This window comes from Burkholderia pyrrocinia (genome assembly GCF_018417535.1).
GTDB lineage: Bacteria > Pseudomonadota > Gammaproteobacteria > Burkholderiales > Burkholderiaceae > Burkholderia > Burkholderia pyrrocinia_E.
Window position 1 is genome coordinate 568,315 of sequence record NZ_CP070978.1, and the last position, 22,326, is coordinate 590,640.

At 68.8% G+C, this 22,326-nt stretch carries 17 protein-coding genes and 1 pseudogene; 12 read left to right on the forward strand and 6 right to left on the reverse strand.

What is annotated here, in order from left to right; genetic code table 11:
- Positions 1 to 265: 265 nt before the first annotated feature.
- A complete protein-coding gene (locus tag JYG32_RS20685) occupies positions 266 to 1,837 on the forward strand; it encodes a hypothetical protein (protein WP_213266780.1) in 1,572 nt (523 codons plus the stop codon).
- Positions 1,838 to 1,949: 112 nt separating this feature from the next.
- On the opposite strand, the gene JYG32_RS20690 is transcribed toward JYG32_RS20685, so the two are convergent.
- On the reverse strand, positions 1,950 to 2,969 hold the full coding sequence (locus tag JYG32_RS20690; RefSeq protein WP_213267434.1) for a DNA-binding protein: 1,020 nt from the start codon (positions 2,967 to 2,969) through the stop codon (positions 1,950 to 1,952).
- Between the two features lie 363 nt (positions 2,970 to 3,332).
- Between JYG32_RS20690 and JYG32_RS20695 the strand changes: the two genes are divergently transcribed.
- Both JYG32_RS20695 and JYG32_RS20700 read left to right on the forward strand, forming a co-directional pair.
- The gene (locus JYG32_RS20695) at positions 3,333 to 4,517 is read left to right on the forward strand and encodes a thiolase family protein (RefSeq protein ID WP_213266781.1); all 1,185 of its coding nucleotides are present in this window, start codon (positions 3,333 to 3,335) and stop codon (positions 4,515 to 4,517) included.
- A 220-nt stretch (positions 4,518 to 4,737) separates the two neighbouring features.
- Complete coding sequence (locus JYG32_RS20700) at positions 4,738 to 5,403, forward strand: cation diffusion facilitator family transporter (protein WP_174379619.1); 666 nt, start codon at positions 4,738 to 4,740, stop codon at positions 5,401 to 5,403.
- Positions 5,404 to 5,604: 201 nt separating this feature from the next.
- Here the strand turns inward: JYG32_RS20700 and JYG32_RS20705 are convergent, their stop codons facing one another.
- Entirely contained in the window at positions 5,605 to 6,795 is a 1,191-nt protein-coding gene (locus tag JYG32_RS20705; protein WP_174379618.1) for a helix-turn-helix transcriptional regulator, read from the reverse strand.
- Positions 6,796 to 7,075: 280 nt separating this feature from the next.
- Here JYG32_RS20705 and JYG32_RS20710 point away from each other — a divergent pair, with 280 nt between their 5' ends.
- The 6 genes from JYG32_RS20710 (at position 7,076) to JYG32_RS20735 (ending at position 12,648) form a co-directional block, all read left to right on the forward strand.
- Positions 7,076 to 8,014 carry an alpha/beta hydrolase gene (locus JYG32_RS20710; RefSeq protein WP_213266782.1) on the forward strand — a complete coding sequence of 313 codons (939 nt, stop codon included), beginning with the start codon at positions 7,076 to 7,078 and terminating at the stop codon, positions 8,012 to 8,014.
- Positions 8,011 to 9,135 (forward strand): bifunctional 3,4-dihydroxy-2-butanone-4-phosphate synthase/GTP cyclohydrolase II, encoded by a 1,125-nt coding sequence (ribBA, locus tag JYG32_RS20715; protein ID WP_174379616.1) that lies wholly within the window; start codon positions 8,011 to 8,013, stop codon positions 9,133 to 9,135. Before JYG32_RS20710 ends, ribBA begins: the two co-directional genes overlap by 4 nt.
- Positions 9,136 to 9,281: 146 nt before the next feature.
- Entirely contained in the window at positions 9,282 to 9,722 is a 441-nt protein-coding gene (locus tag JYG32_RS20720) for a helix-turn-helix domain-containing protein (protein ID WP_213266783.1), read from the forward strand.
- A gap of 2 nt (positions 9,723 to 9,724) precedes the next feature.
- Complete coding sequence (locus JYG32_RS20725) at positions 9,725 to 11,056, forward strand: type II toxin-antitoxin system HipA family toxin (RefSeq protein WP_213266784.1); 1,332 nt, start codon at positions 9,725 to 9,727, stop codon at positions 11,054 to 11,056.
- A gap of 22 nt (positions 11,057 to 11,078) precedes the next feature.
- The gene (locus JYG32_RS20730) at positions 11,079 to 11,252 is read left to right on the forward strand and encodes a hypothetical protein (RefSeq protein WP_213266785.1); all 174 of its coding nucleotides are present in this window, start codon (positions 11,079 to 11,081) and stop codon (positions 11,250 to 11,252) included.
- A gap of 160 nt (positions 11,253 to 11,412) precedes the next feature.
- The gene (locus JYG32_RS20735; protein WP_213266786.1) at positions 11,413 to 12,648 is read left to right on the forward strand and encodes an NADH:flavin oxidoreductase; all 1,236 of its coding nucleotides are present in this window, start codon (positions 11,413 to 11,415) and stop codon (positions 12,646 to 12,648) included.
- A 32-nt stretch (positions 12,649 to 12,680) separates the two neighbouring features.
- Here JYG32_RS20735 and JYG32_RS20740 read toward each other — a convergent pair whose 3' ends face one another.
- Positions 12,681 to 13,808, reverse strand: a complete 1,128-nt coding sequence (locus tag JYG32_RS20740) for a 4-hydroxyphenylpyruvate dioxygenase family protein (protein ID WP_213266787.1) — start codon at positions 13,806 to 13,808, stop codon at positions 12,681 to 12,683.
- A 356-nt stretch (positions 13,809 to 14,164) separates the two neighbouring features.
- Here JYG32_RS20740 and shiA point away from each other — a divergent pair, with 356 nt between their 5' ends.
- Both shiA and JYG32_RS20750 read left to right on the forward strand, forming a co-directional pair.
- Positions 14,165 to 15,472, forward strand: coding sequence for a shikimate transporter (gene shiA, locus JYG32_RS20745; protein ID WP_213266788.1), 1,308 nt, complete (start codon positions 14,165 to 14,167; stop codon positions 15,470 to 15,472).
- Positions 15,473 to 15,674: 202 nt separating this feature from the next.
- Complete coding sequence (locus JYG32_RS20750) at positions 15,675 to 16,976, forward strand: UDP-N-acetylglucosamine 1-carboxyvinyltransferase (protein WP_213266789.1); 1,302 nt, start codon at positions 15,675 to 15,677, stop codon at positions 16,974 to 16,976.
- A 72-nt stretch (positions 16,977 to 17,048) separates the two neighbouring features.
- On the opposite strand, the pseudogene JYG32_RS38995 reads toward JYG32_RS20750, so the two are convergent.
- Positions 17,049 to 17,277, reverse strand: a pseudogene (locus JYG32_RS38995) (AbrB/MazE/SpoVT family DNA-binding domain-containing protein); the annotation flags it as partial.
- 157 nt (positions 17,278 to 17,434) lie between these two features.
- Between JYG32_RS38995 and JYG32_RS20755 the strand changes: the two are divergent.
- A complete protein-coding gene (locus tag JYG32_RS20755) occupies positions 17,435 to 18,205 on the forward strand; it encodes an IclR family transcriptional regulator domain-containing protein (RefSeq protein ID WP_174379640.1) in 771 nt (256 codons plus the stop codon).
- 113 nt (positions 18,206 to 18,318) lie between these two features.
- Here the strand turns inward: JYG32_RS20755 and JYG32_RS20760 are convergent, their stop codons facing one another.
- Positions 18,319 to 20,619: an ATP-dependent DNA helicase gene (locus tag JYG32_RS20760; protein WP_213266790.1), complete on the reverse strand. Its 2,301-nt coding sequence runs from the start codon at positions 20,617 to 20,619 to the stop codon at positions 18,319 to 18,321.
- Positions 20,616 to 22,310 (reverse strand): VRR-NUC domain-containing protein, encoded by a 1,695-nt coding sequence (locus tag JYG32_RS20765; protein WP_213266791.1) that lies wholly within the window; start codon positions 22,308 to 22,310, stop codon positions 20,616 to 20,618. The genes JYG32_RS20760 and JYG32_RS20765 overlap by 4 nt, the downstream gene beginning before the upstream one ends.
- Positions 22,311 to 22,326: the final 16 nt, after the last annotated feature.

Here is a 22,326-nt window from a genome sequence, read left to right on the forward strand (position 1 = left end):
AGATTGAGCGGCACTTTACCCGATCCCCGCCGGGCGCCCAATGCCGCCTGCGCCCGGCCGGCGCTCCGCCGCGCCTCGCCCTGCGTTGCCGCTTGCCCGGCGTCACACGAGCGACTCCGTTTCGTCGCCGGCGTTTCATCGATCTCCCGCATAAATACGCGCGGCGCATGCGCCGGCGAAACGCGAAGATGCGGCCGGCTTTGCACACGTGTGCAATGCGTCGGACCGTCGTTGCCTCTTCCCGAACCCGCGACCAGGAACGCCCATGACTGCTTCGAAACCCGCCCGCCCGACCGCGCCGAACCGCCGGCGCTTCATCCAGCGCGGCGCCGCGCTGACCCTGTCGCCGCTCGTCGGCACGCTGGCCGCATGCGGCGGCGACGGTAACACGACGTCCGCGTCGTCGTTCGCCGCCAACGGCGCGGCCGACACGTCCGTGCGCAGCTACGGCATCGCCGATCGCTCGATCACGATCAACGTGGTCAATGCGATCCCGTCGACGACGCTCGCGTACGGCAACGCGGCGAGCCAGAGCGGCTCGCTGCCGCAGGCGTCGCAAGCGCTGGTCGCGACCGGACAATCGACCGCCGTCAGCGCGACGAACAGTTGGGGCGATTGCACCGGATCGTTCAGCCTCGCCGGCGGCGACGCGTCGTTTGCGATTTCGTACACGCATCCGTTCGGCTCGCAACCGACCACCGTCGGCGTGACGCCGTCGGCCGGCTACGTGTCGGGCGCCGACGCCGCCACGTTTCCCGGTCACGACTCGGTCGCGAATCTCAACCTGTACCGTGGCGTCGCGACTGCGAACGGCGCGTGGGTCGTCCCGCTCGCGCAGCTTTCGACGCCGCCGGCCAACAACTGCCAGGATTTCGCGAACAGCATGTTCGGCAGCAACGTACGTACGGCCGCGGCGATCCAGTCCGCGTATCAGGGCACGGGCCCGCTCGGCTACGTGCCGCCCGCCGATTTCACCGGCGGCCAGCTCGCGGGCTTCGCCGCGCAATGGGTGCAGCGCTGGCAGAACGGTGCGTCGTATCCCGTGCTGCCCGGCGCCGACGCGCAACTCATCGATGCGCTGAAGCAGTACGTGTCCGGCGCATCGAACGCCGGCCCGCTGACGATGTGGGTGCCGCAGATTGCCTGGCAGGCCGGTTCCGATCCGGCGGTGTTCGCGCTGACGGGCTATCGCGCGTTTCCGTTCGTCGATGCGCAGGGCAACTGGATCGCCGACACGCTGTCCGCGTTCCTGACGCTGCTGGCGGCCGGTTCGCACATCGTCGCGATCAGTGCAACGAGCGACCTGCCGGCGGGCGTCACGATGCAGGCGTTCGACAGCTTCATGGGCGCGAGCGGGCTGACGACGTCGACGGATATCGGCAACTCACACTACGCGTCGGTCGTGAACACGACGGGCCGCTATTACCTGAGCGTCGGCAGCGATTTCGCGCCGGCGAACTGCGGCCTGCTCCTGTCGTTCCTTTACGGGCGCACGGTGAACAACCTGCTCGCGGGCGCCGGCACGTACAACACGTTCATCCAGCTCGAAGGCTGGCAAGCCGGCGGTTCGCGTCACAACGCCGACTACGCGACGTATCAGCAGACGCTGTGGAACATCTCGACGTACGGGGCGTCCGCGTACAGCGAGAAGCGCGCGACGTCGATCTTCCTCGCGCCGGCCGGCTGGACGCCGCAGGTCTATCAGACCACGCGGATGATGCCGTACGTCGGCGCCTATGCGCAGTCGAACGGCACGCCGCAGGGCTGGCTGAACACGTCGCTGGTCACGATTCCGGCGGATGCGCCGCCGCTGCCGTCGCGGTATGTGTCGAGCTGATCCGCATGGGCGGGTGGACGAGCGTTGGCGTACGTAGCGCCTCGGCGGTTTGTCCGCTTGCCTGCTTCGGGCGTGCGTCGCCATCGGCTGACGCACGCTTGCGGTTTCGCAGTCAGCGCGACGCTTCGCCGGTGCGCTTCCTCGTGCGGGCCCGCCGCTCGCTCCGCTGCGCGGCCGGAACCGTCTTGGTGCCGCGCACCGGTGCCCGCCGCGCGAGCACCGTCATCTCCCGCCTCAACGCATCGAGCTCCTTGGCGCGCGCCGCATCGGTCGCCTGCGCGCCGTCGAGCTGCCCCTGAAGCACCCCGCATCGATGCAGCGCATCGCCGAGTTGCGCCTGCAGCGCGGCGACGTCGTTGCGCTGCTGCGCATCGCGCTGCTCGGCGCGCGATGCCGTCGCGTCGAGTTCCTTTTGCAGCCGCGCGGCCGCGAGCCGCTCGCGGTCGATTTCGTGAAGCGCCCGCTTCTCCGATGCGCGCAAGCGTTCCTCGGCCCGCCCCGCGTCGTCGCGCAACCGGTCGAGCTGGGCGGTGAAATCCGCGCGTGCCTGCGCAAGTGCGCGGTCGCCTTCCGCATTGTCTGCCTTCACGCGTTCGATCTCCGCTTGCAGGGCGCGCTGCGACGCGTCGTCGGCCGCCCTCGCCTGCTCCAGTTCCTGGATGCGCACCTGCGCAGCCAGCAGCGCGGCCGTCCGTTGCTCCAGCGCGGTTTCGGTGCGGGCCAGTTCGGCCTGCAGCGTCGCGACTTCCGCCTTCGCCGCCGCTCGTTCGGCCTCGACTTCCGCGCGCAGTGCATCGAGCGCGGCGGCCGCATCGTTGCTCGACCGATTCCACAACGCCGCGACCAGCTCGCCGGCTGCCGCCTGCAGATCGGCCGGCAGGTCGGGATGCTCGATCCGCACGCGACTCTTTTCCCGCAGTTCGGCCCAGAACTCGCCGAGGACGGCCGTCGGCGTGCTCATGCTGCCCTTGCGGACAAGCTGGTACAGGCGGTTCGCGGTGGGCGTGATGCCGAAGCGGAAAAACAGCAGCGCGCACGCCTCGCGGTACAGCTCGCGCGTTTTCGGGAAGTCGGCCTTGAGGCGCTCGATTTCGGCGGTCAGGCGGGGTTCGTCGGCGGCAAGATCGGACATGGAGGGTTTCGTCGGGAATTTCGTAAATAATATAACGTAAACTGTCAAATATCCAATCATCGTGGTCGGTAGATTTGACATTATTTCTATAATGTCGAGATCGTGGAATATCGGTACGCCCCTGCCGGAGTCGCCACGCTTCCCCGATCGTGCGTAATAGCCCCGTTGACAGTATGCATATGCATAGATACCTTTCCCTCACGCAGCGGCTTGCGATCCTGGCATCGGATGCAGCCGCCCTGCACGGCGTCGGCGGCCCTGCCCGCATCACGGCGCAATCGAAACGGCGACGCGAAGCGCGCGGCGTGCCCCGTTCGCGACAGACTCGCCCGCGCACCTTGCAACGCGATCCAGGAACGCATCATGAGTACACGTGAAGTCGTCATCTGCCACCCCGTCCGTACGCCGATCGGCACGTTCAACGGGTCCCTGAAGGACACACCGGCCACCGAACTCGGGGCGATCGCCGTGCGCGAAACCTTGAGGCGCAGCGGCCTCGACGGCGCGGCGATCGACACGGTCGTGCTGGGCAACGTGATCCAGGCCGGCAACAAGATGAACCCGGCCCGGCAAGCCGCCATCGGCGCCGGCTTGCCGGTCGAGGTGCCCGCGCTGACGGTCAACCGCGTCTGCGGCTCCGGCGCGCAGGCGGTCGTCAATGCCGCGCAGGAGATCCTGCTGGGTTACGCGAACGCGGCGGTCGCCGGCGGCATGGAAAGCATGGAGCGTGCGCCGTACCTGCTCGACGGCGCACGCTGGGGCTACCGGATGGGCGACGCGCCGATCCGCGACAGCATGCTGCGCGACGGCCTCGTCGATGCGTTTTCCGACCAGCATTCGGGATGGCATACGGAAGATCTCGCGGCCCAGCTCGACATCTCGCGCGACCGCCAGGATCGCTGGGCGCTCCGCTCGCAGCAGCGTTTCTCCACCGCGCTCGCGGATGGCAAGTTCGACGCCGAGCTGGTGCCGGTCGACGTCCTGCAGCGCAAGGCGCGCGTCGCGTTTGCGCGCGACGAGACACCGCGCCCTGAGACGACGCTCGAAACACTCGCCAGACTGAAACCCGCGTTTCGCCCGGACGGCACGATTACCGCAGGCAACGCGCCGGGCCTGAACAGCGGCGCGTCAGCGATGCTGGTTGCGGATCGCGCGTTCGCCGATGCGCACGGCATCGCGCCGAGCGCCCGGCTGGTTGCGTTCGGCGTTGCCGCCGTCGAGCCCGGCATGTTCGGGCTCGGCCCCGTTCCGGCCGTGAAGATCGCGCTCGAACGTGCAGGCTGGGCGCTGGCGGACGTCGAGCGTTTCGAGGTCAACGAAGCGTTCGCGGTCGTGCCGATCGCGGTGGCGGGTCAGCTCGGCATTGCCGAGGAGATCGTCAACGTCGAAGGCGGTGCGATTGCGCACGGTCATGCGATCGGCGCGACGGGCGCGGTGCTGACAACACGCCTGATCCATTCGATGCAGCGTGACGGGATCAGGCGCGGCGTCGTGACGCTTTGTATCGGCGGCGGCCAGGGTATCGCGCTGGCAATCGAGACGCTTTGAGCCGAAACGGAGGAGCCGCGGGCGAAAACGTCCGCCGCGCGGGCTTCCCGGGAAACCGGACGGCCGGCAACCTTCGCCGTTCATCGCGTGTTGGGCTGACGGTCGGAGCGTTCGCCTGCGCGTCTCGCGCGGATTCGGCGATTCCGCCCGTGTCATGGATGTGCCACGGTCGACCGGTAGCGTTCGGGGCTGCCCCACGCTATCGACAGACGAATTCGCCATGCAGCGCACGTCGCGAGCCACGCCCCACGTTTATGCGGCCACGTCCCGCGCCCTCGCCGTCAGCCTCGCGATCAACCTGCTGCTGCTCGCGGTCGAGACGGGTGCGGCGTGGTCCGCGCATTCGTCGGGGCTGCTCGCGGACGTCGCGCACGCGGCGATCGATCTCGCGGCCGATGCATTGATCCTCGTCGCGTGCCGGCTCGACGCGCGCCTGCCGCCGGAGCGGCGCCCGACCTACGAACCGCTCGCGCTTGCGGGCCTCGGCGCATTGCTCGTCGCAACGGGCGCGCAGATGATCTGGCACGCGATGAGCCGGTTCGACACGCCGCCCGTCGTGCAGCCGGGCGCGACGACGCTCGCGCTCGTCGCCGTCACGCTCACGGGCAAGGCCGCGCTGTCGCACTGGATGCTGCGCAAGGCGCGCGAGACGGGCTCCGCGCTGCTCGAGGCGACGGGCTGGCATGTGCGTACCGATGCGCTGTCGTCGTTGCTGGCGGCGCTCGCGATGAGTGCGGCGCTGGTCGGCTTCGGCCGTCTCGACGACGTGGCCGCGCTCGCGATCGGCGCGCTCGTGATTCGGACGGGCGCCGGTTTCATCCGGCGCGGTTATGCGCAATGGCCGGTGTTGGCTGCGTGGGCGAATCGCCCGACGCGCGGTTCGTGAACGCGGCCGGCACCGTCGTGCATGGCGCCGACGCGTGAAACCTCCGATACCCGCTATCGGTTCTCGGCTGGGCGGAATGACAAAGAGGCTCGCGTCGTGCGAGCCTCTTTCGCATGATGCCGTCATCGTCATGCGTTGACTGTTGTCGATGGTTCGCCAGACGAATGCGGCCGGTTCCGATCGATCGACATCGGCCGCCGCTTACCCGAGCGGCACCACACTCCCGAGCAGGATCCGCACGAGCGTCGCCTGGCGCGTGACGCCCGTCTTCGAGAAGATCGCGCGCAGGTGCGTGCGTGCCGTGTTCTTGCTGATCCCCGATTCCTCCGCCGCTTCCTCGAGCGTCAGCCCGTTCGTCAGCAGCAGCGCGAGCGATGTCTCGGCCGGCGTCAGGTCGAACAGCTTGCGGATGATTTCCTGCGCGCCCTGCGGCTTGCGGTCGGGGTCGCGCAGGAACAGCGTGACGGCCGGCCGCCGCTTGTTGTCCTCCGACCAGTCGGACAGCAGCACCGTGCGCACCAGCAGCCCGAGGCGCGGCTTGTCGAAGCTGCGCGTGATCGGCATGGCCTCGACGGTCGCCGCGGCCGTGCCGTGGTGCCCCATCACCGCGTGACGGATCAGCCGCTTCAGCGTGCGGTTCTCCTGCGCGTCGGTCGCCTCGATCGTGCCGCGCGCAATCGTCAGACCGTTGTTCTGCTTGAGGATCTCGTCGGCGACGCTGTTCAGGTCGATGATCGTGCCGTTCTCGTCGAGCGTGATCGTGCCGATCTGCATCCGGTTGATCGCGTTCGCATAGATCGAGCGTTCGACCTCGGCCGTGTCGAGCCGCGAATGCAGTTCGACCGCGCGCTTCAGGTGCGGCAGCAGCAGTGCGCAGATCGCCTTGTCTCGCGCGGTGAACTGCTTCGATGCATGATTGCGGCACACGCGGAACCGGCACTCGACGCCTGACGGCGTGCGCAGGTCGGCGCCGAGGATATAGCGCACGTCCTGCGGTTTCAGGAACTGCTTGTACAACTCGCTCGATAGCCAGCCCGTGTCGCCGAACACATCGTCGACCGTGACCACGCGATCGGCCGGCAGGCCGACGAACGGGTCGAGCGAATAGTAATAATTGTTGTACGAGGCCTCGCCATCGCCCGGGACGACCGGGCCGAATTCCGACGCGTGCACGGACAGCGGCGCACGGCGGTCGCTCGCGGCCGCGCGCAGGATCAGCGTCACGTAGTTCGCCTGCAGCCAGCGGCGGACCAGCTCGAGCGCACCGGCCCACGGCGGCGTCTCCAGCGGTCCCTGGTAGATGCGCGCCATCAGCTCGCTGAAATCCGCGACGCCGATATCGGCCTCGTCACTGGTTGCCTGGCTCTCTTGCGGAGCCCATCTCGTCTCCATCAGCACGCTCCATCCTCCATACGACATGTTTCCGGTGCGACTCCGTCGCGTCGCCATGATTAGGACGCGTCTAAATTCCGGCGTCATCGGGAGATTCACTGAATGGTGAGAATTGGCCATCCGCGCGGGCGAACCATCGTCCAATCGGATGATGTGGCGCCCTGCCCGCTGCGCTGGAATGCCCGTCAGGCCGTGCCGGCAAGCGTCCGGCGCCAACTCAGGGAAAACCGCGACACGGGTTTACCTGATTCAGACGAATCCGATTCAGACAGGAGTTCCCATGCCGCTCGACCCTCAGGCGCAGGCGCTGCTTGCCGCGTTCGCCCAAGCACCCGCGATCGATTTCGCCCGGCTCACCGTTCCCGCGTACCGCGCGAGTCTCGCCGCGGGCGGCGCCTTCGCGCCCGGCGACGCCGTCGCCGCCGAAGAGGACTGGCAGATCCCCGCGTCGGGACGTCAGTTGTCCGCGCGGCTGTATCGGCCCGATACCGACGGGCCGTTGCCGCTGACCGTGTTCTTCCACGGCGGCGGCTTCGTGTCGTGCGGCATCGATTCGCACGCGAACCTGTGCCGCAGCCTCGCGAGACGGGCGCGCTCGCTCGTGCTGTCGGTCGACTACAGGCTCGCGCCCGAGGCGCGCTTCCCGGCGGCCGCGCACGACGCGTGCGATGCCGTGCGCTGGGCCGCCGCGAGCGCGCGCGATCTCGGCGCGCGCGCCGGCGCGGTGGCCGTGGCCGGCGACAGCGCCGGCGGCAATCTCGCGGCGGTCGCCGCGCTGCAGTTGCGCGGCTCGGGCATCGGCATCGCGCATCAGTTGCTGCTGTATCCGGTCGTCGATTGCGCGACCGAGCATCCGTCGTATGAATCGCTCGGCGACGGTTATTTCCTGACGGCGGACATGATGCGCTGGTTCAAGCACCACTATTTCGACGAAGGCGCCGATCGCGCATCGCCGCTCGCGAGCCCGCTTGCCGCGCCGGACGTCGCGGGCGTGGCGCCGGCGACGATCGTCAGCGCCGAATTCGATCCGCTGCGCGACGAGGCCGAAGCGTATGCGCTGCGTCTCGCGCAGGCCGGCACGCCGGTAACGCTCGTGCGCTGGCCCGGCCAGTTGCACGGTTTCGCGAGCATGCTCGGCGCAGTCGATGCGGCCGACCGCGTGCTGACGTTCAGCGCCGACGCGCTGCGCCGCGCATTCGACGCGACGGAGGCGCAATGACGCTCGCCGGCACGCTGGAGATCGTCGACGAGCTTCGTGCGGGCCGCATGGTCCTGCTCGTCGACGAAGAGGATCGCGAGAACGAAGGCGATCTCGTGATCGCGGCCGATCACGTGACGCCCGACGCGATCAATTTCATGGCGCGCTTCGGGCGCGGATTGATCTGCCTGACGCTGACCGCCGAGCGCTGCGAACAACTGCGGCTGCCGCCGATGGCCGATCGCAACGGTACGCTGTTCGGCACCGCGTTCACCGTCAGCATCGAGGCGGCCGAAGGCGTGACGACCGGCATATCGGCGGCCGATCGCGCGCATACGATCCGCACGGCGGTCCGTTCGGGCGCGCGCCCCGACGAGCTCGTGCAGCCCGGCCACGTGTTCCCGATCGCCGCGCGTCCGGGCGGCGTGCTCGTGCGCGCGGGGCACACCGAGGCCGGCTGCGATCTCGCGGCGCTTGCCGGGCTCACGCCCGCGTCGGTGATCTGCGAGGTGATGAACGACGACGGCACGATGGCGCGGCTGCCGGAGCTGAAGGCGTTCGCCGCGCAGCACGGGCTGAAGATCGGCACGATCGCCGACCTGATTCACTATCGCCGCGAGCACGAATCGCTCGTCGAACGCGTCGGCGAACGGCCGCTGCATACGCCGTGGGGACGGTTCCGCGCGATCGAGTATCGCGACACCGTGCACGGCGCGCCGCATCTCGCGCTCGTGCGCGGCGAACCCGATCCGGCGACGCCCGTGCTGACGCGCGTGCACGAATGCCATTCGCTGCTCGACCTGCTCGACGCGGAGCCGTCCGCGCATTCGTGGCCGCTGCACGCCGCGCTGCAGCGGATCGATGCGGCCGGCTGCGGGGTCGCGGTGCTGCTCGACTGCGACATGCGCGGCGATACGATGCGGGCGCCGGCCGGCCATGCGCGCCGCGACGGGCGCGTGACGGGGATCGGGTCGCAGATCCTGCGCGACGTCGGCGTGCGGCGGCTGAACGTGCTGTCGAGCGCGTTCCGGCTGCCGGCGCTGTCGGGGCACGACCTGGAGATCATGGCGTTCATTCCACTCGGGGACGACGATCCGGAAAGTGCACGGGGTACGCACGCGGGTCCGCTGCGGGCGGCGTGATGCGCGGGATGGCCGGTCGGCTTTTCGTGAAACAGGCTATCGTTTGTTTTTGTTGAATACAGCCTCAGGTTTGTATTTTGACAATACATGCCATAGACTGTATTTTCAGATTACAAACGATCGCCTGTCATCCTGCGGAGCGCCCGATGGCCTTTCCTGTCCAGACCCTGACCCAGTTACGCCCGATACTCGTCGGCTTCCGGAAGTCCGCGGGGCTCACGCAGGCGCAATTGGCCGCCCGCCTGGGCGTCACGCAGCAATCCTACGCGCAGCTCGAAGCCAATCCGTCGGCGGTCAGCATCGAACGGCTCTTCAAGGTGCTGAACACGCTCGGCGTTCGGATGACGCTCGACCTGGGCGCGCCGGATGAAGCGGCGGAATCGGCCGCGCCCGAGGCCGATTCCGGGCCGGCGGCTCGCAAGCCGGCCGCGAAAAAGCGCATGCCGGGCCCGGCGGGCGGTGTAACGGCAGCAAAATCCGCAAAATCCACAAAAGCCCAAACCAAAACCACGACCGCCGCCGCGCGTAAGCGGCCCGCGACGGCAGCACCTGGCAAGCCGCGCGTCTCGAAACGGGAGGACTGGTGACCGTGGCCGCGCGTGCCCGCCACGACCGGCTCGACCTGTGGATGAACGGCATTCCGGTCGGTTACTGGGAAGTCCGGCGCGGCGTCGAGCGCCTCGTCTACCTGTCGGGCTGGCTCGACGATCCCCAAGGGCGGCCGCTGTCGCTGTCGCTGCCGTTCACGCCCGGCAACCAGCCGCACCAGGGCGCGATCGTCGCCGACTACTTCGACAACCTGCTGCCGGACAGCGAGCCGATCCGCCGCCGCATCGCGCAGCGTTACCGGCTCGGATCGACGGCGCCGTTCGAACTGCTCGCGTCGATCGGCCGCGATTGCGTCGGCGCGATCCAGATGCTGCCGCCCGGCGAGACGCCGGTCGACCTCGCGGCGATCGACGGCGTGACGCTCGACGACGCAGCCGTCGCCGACGTGCTGCGTCACGCGACCGCCGCGCCGCTGCCCGGCCGCGCGGAGCCGGACGTCGACCTGCGCCTGTCGATCGCCGGTGCGCAGGAAAAGACCGCGCTGCTGCGTCAGGGGAACCGCTGGTTGCGGCCGTCGGGCAGCACGCCGACGACGCACATCTTCAAGCTGCCGCTCGGGCGCGTCGGGAACATGCAGGCCGACATGCGGACGTCCGTCGAAAACGAATGGCTGTGCTCGAAGCTCGTCGCCGCATACGGCCTGCCGGTCGCGCCGTGCGAGATCGGCCGGTTCGACGACCAGAAGGCGCTGATCGTCGAGCGCTTCGACCGGCGTCCTTCGCGCGACGGCACGTGGATCCTGCGGCTGCCGCAGGAGGACATGTGCCAGGCGACCGGCACGCCGTCGGGCGCGAAATACGAATCCGACGGCGGCCCCGGCATCGAGACGATCATGGGCATCCTCGCGAATTCGGCCGACGCCGCGCACGACCGGAGGAATTTCTTCGTCGCGCAGCTTGTGTTCTGGGTACTGGCGGCGATCGACGGCCATGCGAAGAACTTCAGCATCGCGCACCTGCCCGGCAACACCTACCGCAGCACGCGGCTGTACGACGTACTGTCCGCGCACCCGATCGTCGGCACGCGCCGCAACCAGCTCCCGCCGCGCCGCGCGCGGCTCGCGATGGCCGTGTGCGGGAAGAACCGGCACTACGTGATCGGCGAGATCCAGCCGCGTCACTGGATCGCGCAAGGCCGGCGCGTCGGCCTGACCGAAGACGACGTGCGCGCCGCGATGGCGGCCGTCGCCGCGCGCACGGAGCCCGCGATTGCCGAAGTCGCCGCGCAGATCCCGGCGGATTTTCCGGCGGATGTGGCGGACGCGATCTTCGACGGCATGCGTCGCCAGAGCCGCAAGCTTGCGGGTGCGTAATTCTGCGTGACGTTTCAACGCGGTGAATCGCGGCTTTGGCTGGAGCGTGGTACGCCAATGCGTCGAATCGATGGTTCGTGCGGATTCGCCGGAATTCGCGCGGTGGCGCAACACGGTGCCCGCCGATTTCGACGCCAGCGAACCGCCGCGCGACGATGGCGCGGGCGGCAAGCGCATCGACACGTCTTACGCGTAACGGATCGGACGTTGCCGGCGATTCATCCCGGCGGGCGGTGAAGCCTGCGGGTATTTCATTTCAAGCCGGTCCGGACGAAAGGCTCATCCACCCGGACGATGCGCGCCTTCACCTGCGCCGCACAATGGTCGCCGTGCCCATTTCCGACGCCCGCGCCCTCATGGATTCCGCCGACCTCACGACCGCATTCAGCCCGCTGCAGATCGGCCCGCTGACGCTGCGCAATCGCCTGATCAAGTCCGCCACCAACGAAGGCATGACGCCGAGCGGCGTGCCGTCGCGCGCGCTAGTCGGCTTCCACGAGCGCATTGCCGAAGGCGGCGCCGCGCTGACGACCGTCGCGTACTGCGCGATCAGCGACGACGGCCGCACGTTCGTCGACCAGGCGCGACTCGACGTGCCGACAGTCCGGCAGTTCCGCGCGCTGACCGACGCCGTCCATCGCCACGGCGCGGCCGCCTCCGCGCAGATCACGCACGGCGGCTGCTTCACGTTCCTGCCGTCGCTGTCGACGAAACGCCCGTTGAGCGCGTCGGGCGGCTTCAACAAGGTCGGCGTGATGAGCGGCCGCTTCCTGAAGCAGGCGATGACGCACGACCAGATGTCGACCATCGCCGACGAATTCGCGCAGGCGGCGCGCCATGCGCGCGACGCCGGCTTCGATGCGGTCGAGATCCACATGGGCCACGGCTATCTGCTGAGCCAGTTCCTGTCGCCGCTGTACAACCGCCGCCGCGATGCGTACGGCGGCGACGCAGCGCGCCGCGCGGCGTTCCCGGTCGAGGTGCTGCGCCGCGTGCTCGATGCGGTGGGCCGGGATCTCGCCGTCGTCTGCAAGATCGGCGTGACCGAAGGCGTGCGCGGTGGCGGCACCGCCGACGACGCGTGCGAGATCGCGCGGCAGCTCGAGGCCGAAGGCGCGCACCTGCTCGTGCTGAGCGGCGGGATGAACGTCGAATCGGTGTGGCAGCTATTCGGCAGCCCGCTGCCCGGCGATGCGCGCGCGAACGCCGACAACGCGATCGTGCGCACCGCGATGACGCTGCAAAAGCTCACCGAGCCGAAGATGGGCGCGTTTCGCGAGATGTATTTCCTCGAACATTCGACGAAAGTGCGCGCGGCTGTCAGGATGCCGCTCGCCTATCTCGGCGGCGTGCGTTCGCGCGAAAACGTCGAGCTGGCGATGCGCGAAGGTTTCGATGCGGTCGCGCTCGCCCGGGCGCTCGTGTTCGAACCGGGTTTCGTGAACGGGCTGCGCGACGGCCGGCTCACGCAGTCGGGCTGCACGTCGTGCAACCGCTGCGTCGTGTCGATGTACACGCCGGGCGGCACGGCGTGTGTACTGCGCGAGCCGAACGACCCCGCGCCGAACCGCGTGCCGGCCGCCGGTGCGTGAAACTGGACGCGTGACGCGGATGCGGAGGCCGCTCAGCCCGCGTCGCGGGCGCGGGCGAGTGCCGCGAGGTTCCCTTCGCCGAACCCGTGGTGCCCCTTGCGCTGCACGATCTCGAAGAAGATCTCGCCGGGCCGGCGCTTGACGAAGGTCTGGAAGAACAGGCGCGGCACGCCGTCGCTGCCGGTCTCGCCGTCGACCAGCACCGCGCGGCGGCGCAGCGCGTCGAGATCGACGCCGTGCCCGGGCAGCCGCGCATCGACGTCGTCGTAATAGCGTGCGGGCGGCTCGATGAACTCGACGCCGTTCGCGCGCAGCGCATCCACGCACGACAGGATGTCGTCGGTGGCCAGCGCGACGTGCTGGACGCCCTCGCCCGGATGGTCGGGCAGATACGCGTGCATCAGCTCGGTGCGCCGCGTGCCTTCCTCGTAGACCGGAATCCGCACCGCGCCGCACGGCGACACCATCACGCGCGATTCCTCCGACACATGCCAGTGCGCGTCGATTTCGTGGATCTCGCGAAAATGCAGCAGGTCGTGGTAGAAATCCAGCCACTCCCGCATGCGCCCCGCGCCGACGGTTTGCGTGAAATGGTCGACCTGCTGCAGGCCGACACCCACGCAATCGAGATCGGTGTGCGCGGTCGCGATGTCGATCGGCCGGAAATCGATGTCGAAGATCGAGATGTCGCCGACGCCGCCGCGCTGGCCGTCCCGTCCGCGCCAGCGGTCGACGAAATACAGGTGCGAATCGCCGATACCCTGGATCGCCGGGATCTTCAGCTCGCCGACGCCGACCCGCTCGCCCTCGAATGCCCACGCGCCGAGCTCGATCGCGCGCTCGAACGCGCGCCGCGCGCTGGCCACGCGCAGCCCGATCGCGCAGACGCCCATCCCGTATTCCTCCGCGTAGCGCGCGGCGAACGAATCGGGCTCGGCGTTGATCAGGAAATGCATCTGCCCTTGCCGGTACAGCGTGACGTTCTTGCTGACATGCCGCGCGATCGCCTTGAACCCGAACTGCTCGAAGCGTTGCGCGAGCGCTTCCGGCACGGGCGCCGCGAATTCGACGAATTCGAGGCCGGCCATCCCGAGCGGATTGGCGGCCGGATCGGCGACGGGCGGCGTATCGCTGGACAGGGGGTGGGAATTGCCGGGCATTCCAGTCTCCGGAGGCATGCGATCGATGGGGATGGCGCCCGTTGCGTTCGGCATGCGCGGCCGATGGGGCGACCGGGCATCCGCCCCGAACGGGCGAGTTTTCATGCTGCAGATTTTAACCAGATCGTTCACGGCGGCACACCCTGGCCGAACGGGATATCGTCGCGCCGCCTAGTGCAAACCCGAAAATCGTTCGATAATCGCACGGACTTGAACGATAATCGCGCACTTTATCCGATTGGCCAATTGCCGCCGTACGGCGCGCGCCCTATTCTCCGTTCACCCATCGACTTCAATGCAGCATCGGACGCGGCACCGCCACGATTCCACGATGCGCCGTGCCAGGAGACACCACCATGACCCCAACCTTCGCCACCCTCGACGCCGCTGCCGGCGCCCGCGCGCGCAGCCAGGCCCGCAAGGCCGCGATCGGCAGCTTCGTCGGCGCCGTCGTCGACTGGTATGACTTCCTGCTGTACGGGATCGTCGCCGCGCTGGTATTCAATTCCGAGTTCTTCCCGAAAGTCAGCCCAACGATGGGCACGCTCGCGGCGTTCGCGACGTTCGGCGTCGGCTTCCTGTTCCGGCCGCTCGGCGGCGTGGTATTCGGCCACTACGGCGACCGGCTCGGCCGCAAGCGGATGCTCGTGCTGACGGTGATGTTGATGGGCTTGTCGACGGTCGCGATCGGCCTGCTGCCGACTTTCGCGTCGATCGGCTGGTGGGCGCCCGTGCTGCTCGTGCTGATGCGCGCGCTGCAAGGCTTCGCGGTGGGCGGCGAATGGGGCGGCGCGGCGCTGATGGCCGTCGAAAGCGCGCCGAAGCAAAAAAAGGCGTTCTACAGCAGCGGCGTGCAGGTCGGCTACGGCGTCGGGCTCGTGCTCGCGACGGGCATCGTGTCGATCCTGAGCCATACCCTCGGCGAAGCCGCGTTCAAGGCCTGGGCCTGGCGCCTGCCGTTCGTGTTCAGCATCGTGCTGGTGCTGATCGGCCTGTGGGTACGCAAGAGCATGGACGAATCGCGGGAGTTCGTCGAGAAGGTCGAGCACGGGGGCCACAAGGTGCGCCTGCCCGTGCTGGAAGCGCTCACGCGTCATCCGAAGGCGTTCCTGCTGATCATCGCGCTGCGGCTCGCCGAACTGTTCACGATGTATATCGTCACCGCGTTCGCGCTCAGCTATTCGACGACCAACCTCGGCATGTCGCGCGACCTGTTCCTGAACATCGGCCTGCTGGTCGGCGCGGTGAGCTGCGTGACGATTCCGTGCTTCGCATGGCTGGCCGACCGCTACGGCCTGCGTCGCATCTACCTGATCGGCGCGCTGATCGGGCTCGCGTCCGCGGTGCCGTTTTTCATCGCGCTGGAGGCACGCTCGATCGCGTGGATCGTGATCTTCTCGATCCTGCTCGCGAATGCCGCGCACGACATGGTCGTGAGCGTCCAGCAGCCGCTGTTCACCGAGCTGTTCGGCGCCGAATACCGCTACAGCGGCGCGGGCGTCGGCTACCAGTTCGCGAGCGTCGTCGGCGGCGGGTTCACGCCGTTCATCGCGGTCGGCCTCGTCAGCCTGGCCGGCGGCTCGTGGCACCTCGTCGCCGGTTATCTCGCGGTGGGCTGCCTGATCTCGCTGGTGGTCGCCGCGCGGATGCGGGCGGCGCAGTGATGAAGTGAGCGCATGGCCGGCCCGATCCGCGGCCGGCCGTTTCTCCGCGCAGGCCGCCAGCCGAACGGCGATACCCCTGCTCAACGTCAAACACCGTCAAACACACGCGCCGATCCCCTTTTTCCCCTCCGAACATTCCACGTCGCCCGCCGACCAATGGCATCATATGGGCCTACGTCAGTCACCGATACGCCCCCATATCATGTCGAATCTCATCGTCCACGGCGGCACTCCGCTGCGCGGGGACATCAAGCCGTCCGCGAACAAGAACGCCGTCCTGCCGATTCTGTGCGCCACCCTGTTGACCGATCAGCCGCTGCGCCTCGTCGGCGTGCCGGACATTACCGACGTGCGCAAGATCCTCGACATCTTCCGCACGCTCGGCAGCGACGTGTCGGTCGACTTCACGACGGGCCTGCTCGAACTCCATCACCGCAACACGAAGTTCGATCCGGCCGTCCACCGCCTGCCCGAGGCGATGCGCTCGTCGATCATGCTGATTCCGCCGCTGCTCGCGCGCTTCGGCGTCGCGCGCCTCGAGAACGACGTGAAAGGCTGCACGCTCGGCGTGCGCGAGATCGATCCGCACGTCGAGGTGTTCGAGCGCTTCGGCGCGCACATCGAGCGCACGCCCGATTCGCTGATCGTCCGCACCGACGGCCCGCTGACGGCCAACGATCACTGGTTCGACTACGCGTCGGTGACGACCACCGAGAATTTCGCGCTGTGCGCGACGACGGCGCGCGGCACGTCGACGCTGATGAACGCGGCGTCCGAGCCGCACGTGCAGGAGTTCTGCCAGTTCCTCGCGATGATCGGCGTCGCGGTCGAGGGCATCGGCACGTCGCGGCTGTGCGTGACGGGCGGCCGCAAGCTCGGCGGCGGCGAGTTCCGCTTCGCCGAGGATTTCCACGAGATCGCGACGTTCCTCGCGCTCGGCGCGATCACGGGCGGCGACATCACGGTGCGCAACTCGTCGCCCGAGCATTTCCCGCTGATCGACCGCACGTTCGCGAAGTTCGGCGTGAACGTCACGCACCGCGACGGCTGGTCGCGCGCGGAACGCGACGGCCCGCTGCGCGTGCGCCGGCCGTTCACGCAGAACATCCTGACCAAGGTCGAGGCCGCGCCGTGGCCGTACCTGCCGGTCGACCTGCTGCCGATCTTCATCGCGCTCGGCGTGCGCGCGGAAGGCAGCGCGATGTTCTGGAACAAGGTCTACGACGGCGCGCTCGGCTGGTCCGGCGAACTGTCGAAGTTCGGCGCGCACGTGCTGCTGTCCGATCCGCACCGGCTGATCACGTTCGGCGGGCTGCAATTGACGCCGGCGCGCGTCGAGAGCCCGTACATCATCCGCGTCGCGATCGCGCTGCTGATGGTGGCCGCGAGCATCGAAGGCCGCTCGGAAATCATGAACGCGTTGCCGATCCGCCGCGCACACCCCCATTTCGTCGAGAACCTGCGCTCGGTCGGCGCGAACGTCGAGTGGACAAGCAGCGAATAATGCCGCTCGGGCGGGTGCGGCTCGCGTGAAGTCGGCGCCGCATCCGTCTTTCTCCCTTCCCTGGCCGGCGCCCCGCTCATTCGCATCGTCCCGGCTGAACTTGAAATCGGCGGGCAGCCTGCCCCTGAAACGCCGCAACCGTTCCAGAAGTTCATCGGGCCTCGGCTTGCGACTGACGGCAAAAACGCGCGGACTATCGACCACGACTTCGATATCGCCCCCCCTCACGGAGCTCCCGTGCTTCGACCACCCTGGCGGGACGGCGGACGGCCAGGCTATTGCCCCGCTTTGCAACCTGCATATGCCCCCTTGGATATACATCGATGACTGTATATTTTCGGTGTGGCGCCCGCAAAGACGGGGCATCACCCCATGCATCGGAAGTCACCGCCATTCGAATCGCGCGATAATCGCCCACTCCCGCGCGATCACCGCGCATGACGGCGCCGCTCCCGACGATGAAAAAGCCCGAACTCGACCGACGCGACTGGATTGCCGGCCTCGAAAAAGGCCTGATGATCCTGGAAGCATTCGACAGCCAGCACGCGCGCATGACGCCCACGCAGGCCGCCGCGCGCACTGGCCTCACGCGCACGGCCGCGCGGCGCTACCTGCTGACGCTCGAATCGCTCGGCTACGTCTACACCGACGGCAAGCTGTACGGCCTGACGCCGCGTGTGCTGCGGGTCGGCTGGTCGTACTTCGACTCGGCGCGGCTGCCGCGCACGGTCCAGCCCTATCTGCAGCAACTGAGCGCGTCGCTGAACGAATCGGCGTACGTGAGCGTGCTCGACGGCTGGGAGCTCGTGTTCATCGCGCGCAACGGCGTGTCGCGCGTGATGACGACCGGCTTCGTGCTCGGCGCGCGCGTGCCGGCGCCGCTGACGTCACCGGGCGTCGTGCTGCTCGCGCATCATCCCGATCGCGAGGCCGTGCGCGCGTGGCTCGACGACACTGAGCTGCCGCCGTTCACGCCGCACACGATCACCAACAAGGCGCGCCTGCTCGAACAGGTCGACCACGCGCGCGACGCCGGTTTCGCGGCGATCGAGCAGCAATTGCAGGTCGGCGTACGCGGGATCGCGGTGCCGCTGAAGAACCGTCACGGCGAAGTCGTCGCCGCGCTGAGCACGAACATGCCGATCGGCGCGGAGACGACCGACGCCGCCGTGCGGCGCGTGCTGCCGCATCTGCAGGAAGCCGCGCTGGCGATGCTGAACGTGCTGTAGTGTCTCGTCCGCCCTGAACGGGCTCGACCACGCTTGCTGCACCGCTTCATTGCTGCGCGACGGATCACACCCCGGCGCCGAATCCGGCAGTCATCCCGCCGGGTTGTTTCCCTTTACCCGATCCGCCACCAGCGCGGCAACAAGTCCCGCACCTCCCGCCGCCGATAACGGTCGTCGATCAGATGCACGACGCCTTCGTCGTCCTCGGTGCGGATCACGCGCCCGGCCGCCTGGACGACCTTCTGCAACCCCGGATACAGGTACATGTAGTCGTAGCCGTTGCCGAAGCGCGCGTCCATCGCGCGCCGCATCTGCTCGTTGACATCGTTGACCTGCGGCAGCCCGAGCGTCGCGATGAATGCGCCGATCAGCCGTTCGCCGACCAGGTCCACGCCTTCCGAGAACGCGCCGCCCAGCACCGCGAAGCCGACGCCGCGCCCGCGCGCGTCGAAGCGCGCGAGAAACGCATCGCGCTCGCTTTCGGCCATGCCGGGCGCCTGCGCCCACACCGGCACGTCCGGGTGGCGCGTCTGCATCAGCGCGACCACGCGCCCGAGGTAGTCGAAGCTGCTCAGGAAGCCGAGATAGTTGCCGGGCCTGGCCGCGTATTGCGCGGCGATCAGGTCGGCGATCGGTTCGAGCGATCGGTCCCGGTCGCGCCAGCGCGTCGATACGTGGCTTGCGACACGCACCGTCAGTTGCTCGGCGCGGAACGGCCCGTCGACGTCGAGCCAGCCGGTGTCGCCAGGCAACCCGAGCGTGTCGCGGTAGAAATGGAACGGGCTCAGCGTGCCTGAAAACAGCACGGTCGCACGCGCGGCTTCGTAGCGCGACGCGAGAAAACCGGCCGGGATCACGTTGCGCACGCACAGCGTCGACTGGAGGCGGCGCCGGCGGCCGGCCGTCGCGACGCCGTCGAGCGCCGGCTGGCGCGGCACCGGTACGCCGAGCAGCGTCGCGTCGAAGATCGACGCACTGTCGAAGGCTTCGGCGAGCACGCCGAACTGGATCGCCTCGAAATGAAAACGCAGCAGCGCGTCGCCGTTCGCGCGCGGCGCGTCGGTCAGGTGTTCGCCGATCGCCGCGACGAGGTTCTGCACGGCCGATACGATCGGGCCCGGAATGTCCGGATACGCCGCGTAGCGCTCGGCCTGCGCGCGATTGACCGTGCCCCACGCGCGGGCGAGCCGGTCGAATGCCTTGCGCAGCGCTGCGGGCGCGGCTTCGCGCGCGGTCGCGAACGCGAACGGATCGAGCGACGCGCTGTACATCTTGCGCGCACGGTCCAGCAGGTTGTGCGCTTCGTCGACGAGCACGCCGACGCGCCACTGGTTCTGCTGCGCGAGCGTGTGCAGCATCGCGCTGCCGTCGTAGTAGTAGTTGTAGTCGCCGATCATCATGTCCGACCAGCGCGCGAGCTCCTGCGCGAGGTAGTACGGGCAGACGTCGTGCGCGAGCGCGGCTGCGCGCACGGTATCGCGATCGAGCAGCCCGGCGCCGATCGCCGCGTCGCGCGCGGCCGGCAGCCGATCGTAGAAGCCTTGCGCGAGCGGGCACGATTCGCCGTGGCATGCGTTGTCCGGATGCTCGCACGCCTTGTCGCGCGCGACGAGCTCCAGCACGCGCAGCGGCAACGCAGGCGTGCCGGTGCCGAGCGCCGTCGCCGCTTCGAGCGCAAGCGCGCGTCCGGGCGTTTTCGCGGTCAGGAAGAACACATGGTCGAGCTCGCCCTCGCCGCACGCCTTCAGCAGCGGGAACACGGTGCCGAGCGTCTTGCCGATGCCGGTCGGCGCCTGTGCCATCAGGCAGCGTTCGTCGCGCGCCGCGCGATAGACGGCGACCGCCAGTTCGCGCTGGCCGCTGCGGAACTGCCCGTGCGGAAACGCGAGCGCGCGCAGCGCCGCATCGCGCGCCGCGCGATGGGCCGTCTCGCGCTCGGCCCAGCCGACGAAGCACGCGCACTGCTCGGCAAAGAACGCCGCGAGCGTGCTCGCGTCCAGCGTTTCCGTCAGCACGGTCTCGCGCTCGGACACGATGTCGAAATACACGAGCGCGACGTCGATTTCGGCGAGACCGCGCGCATCGCACATCAGGTGCGCATAGACCTTCGCCTGCGCCCAGTGCAGCGCGCGGTGGTTGGCCGGCATCGCGTCAAGGCTGCCGCGGTAGGTCTTGATTTCCTCGAGACGGTTCGCCACGGGATCGTAGCCGTCCGCGCGGCCGCGCACGGTGAGCGTGCCCCGCGTGCCCGTCAGCGCGATCTCGGTTTCGTAGCGCGCGCCGCGGTTCGACGTGACCGCGCCGTGGCCGGCGATGCCTTCGAGCGCGGTCGGCGCGGGCGTGAAGCGCAGGTCGAGATCGCCGCGCCGCGCGGTGAACTCGCACATCGCCCGCACCGCGACGACGTAGCTCATGCGGACAGTCCTGCGGCTTCGGCGTGCGCGACGCCCGCGCCGGCCCACTCGACATCGACGACGCGCACCGGGATGCCGTGCGCGACGCAGTACGCGAGCCAGCGCGTCTGGTTGTCCTGCAGCCGGTCTCCCGGCCCCTTCACCTCGATCAGTTCATAGCGGCGCTCGCCGGGCCAGAAGCGGACGAGATCGGGCAGCCCCGAACGGTTGCTGCGGATATCCGCGAGCAGGCGCGCGAACCACAGCCGCAGGTGCTCGGGCGGCAGGCACGCGAGCGCCTCGTCGAGCAGTTCGTCAGTCAGCACGCCCCAGAACACGAACGGCGACTGCAGCCCCGCCTTCGTCGCAAAATGCCGGCGGATCGTGTCGCGGTACGCACCCGAATCGAGCTGCGCGAAACAGGCGGCGAACGCGTCCGCGCGGCGCGCCGCGAAATCGGGTGCGTGCAGGTCGGCCGGGCCGCGCTGGAACGGGTGGAAGAACGCGCCGGGCACGGCCGCGAACACGGGCTCCCAGCACAACAGCCCGAACAGCGAATTGATCAACGTGTTTTCGACGTAATGGACCGGCGACGCCGGCTGCGCGAGATGGTCGCGCACCGCGAATTCGACGCTGACGAACGCATCGGGACGCACCAGCACGAGCGTTTCGCGCGGCACGTCCGGCGCGGCAGCCGCGCGTTCGATGCGTTGCCCGACGCGGCGCTGCAGGCGCGGCAGCATGCGCTCGACGCGCTGGCGCTCCTCGTCGCTCTCGAAACCGCCGCGTGCATCGAGCGCCAGCGCGAGCGCGGCGTCGTCGCGCCCGCAGCGTTCGAGCACGCGGATGCGCCGATGGCGGCTGCCGGGCCAGGCGCTGCGCGTGTATGCGTCGAGCGCGGCGGCCCAGTCGGCGCGGCGCTCGCAGGCCTGCCCGAGCGCGAACAGCAGCTTCGCGCGACGCGTCGCGAGCCACGGCTGCGCGTAGCCCACCGCATCGATCGCGCGCAGCAGGTCGTCGAACGGCAGATCGTCGGGCCACGCGTCGAGCGCGTCGCGGCACATCTGCAGCGCGAGATACGCGTCGACGTCGCCACGCTGCTGGAACGCGCGCGACGACGGCGCGATCGGCACGCTTTCGTACTGGAACACGCCGAGATCGGCGAGCACGAATTCGCTCCAGTCCTGATGGAGATTGCCGAAGAACATCAGGCGCAGCCGGTCGCACAGCGCGCCGACCGTCACGCGCAGCACGCGGTCGCCGGCCTGCGCGCACCACGCGTCGAGCGGCTGCGCGGCATCGTGCGCGGGCCGCAGCCGCTCGAGCCATTCCGGCTTGCGCTCGCCCGCATGCGCGGCGAGCGACGGGAAGATGCGCAGCAGTTCCGCCCTGGTCGACAGCGCGAACAGCTCGTCGAGCGTCAGCGCGGGCGCCGGATCGACCCAGCCGAGTTCGACGAGCGGCGCGGCCGCATCGAGCGTGCAGCCGATTTCGTCGTATGCGAGCTTGCTTGCGCGGAAGTCGGACCCGTTGCGCATCAGCATCCGCACGAGCAGCGCGCGCGACGCCTGCGGCAGCGTCGCGAATTGCCGGACGAACGCGAGCTCGTGCGGGTCGAACAGGTCGTCGTAACGCTCGCCGAGCCAGGCCAGCGCGCGTTCGAAATTGGTCAGGTAGTAAAACGCCGGGGGCGTCGGCGAAGCAGGTGTCACGGGGCTTGATCACTGT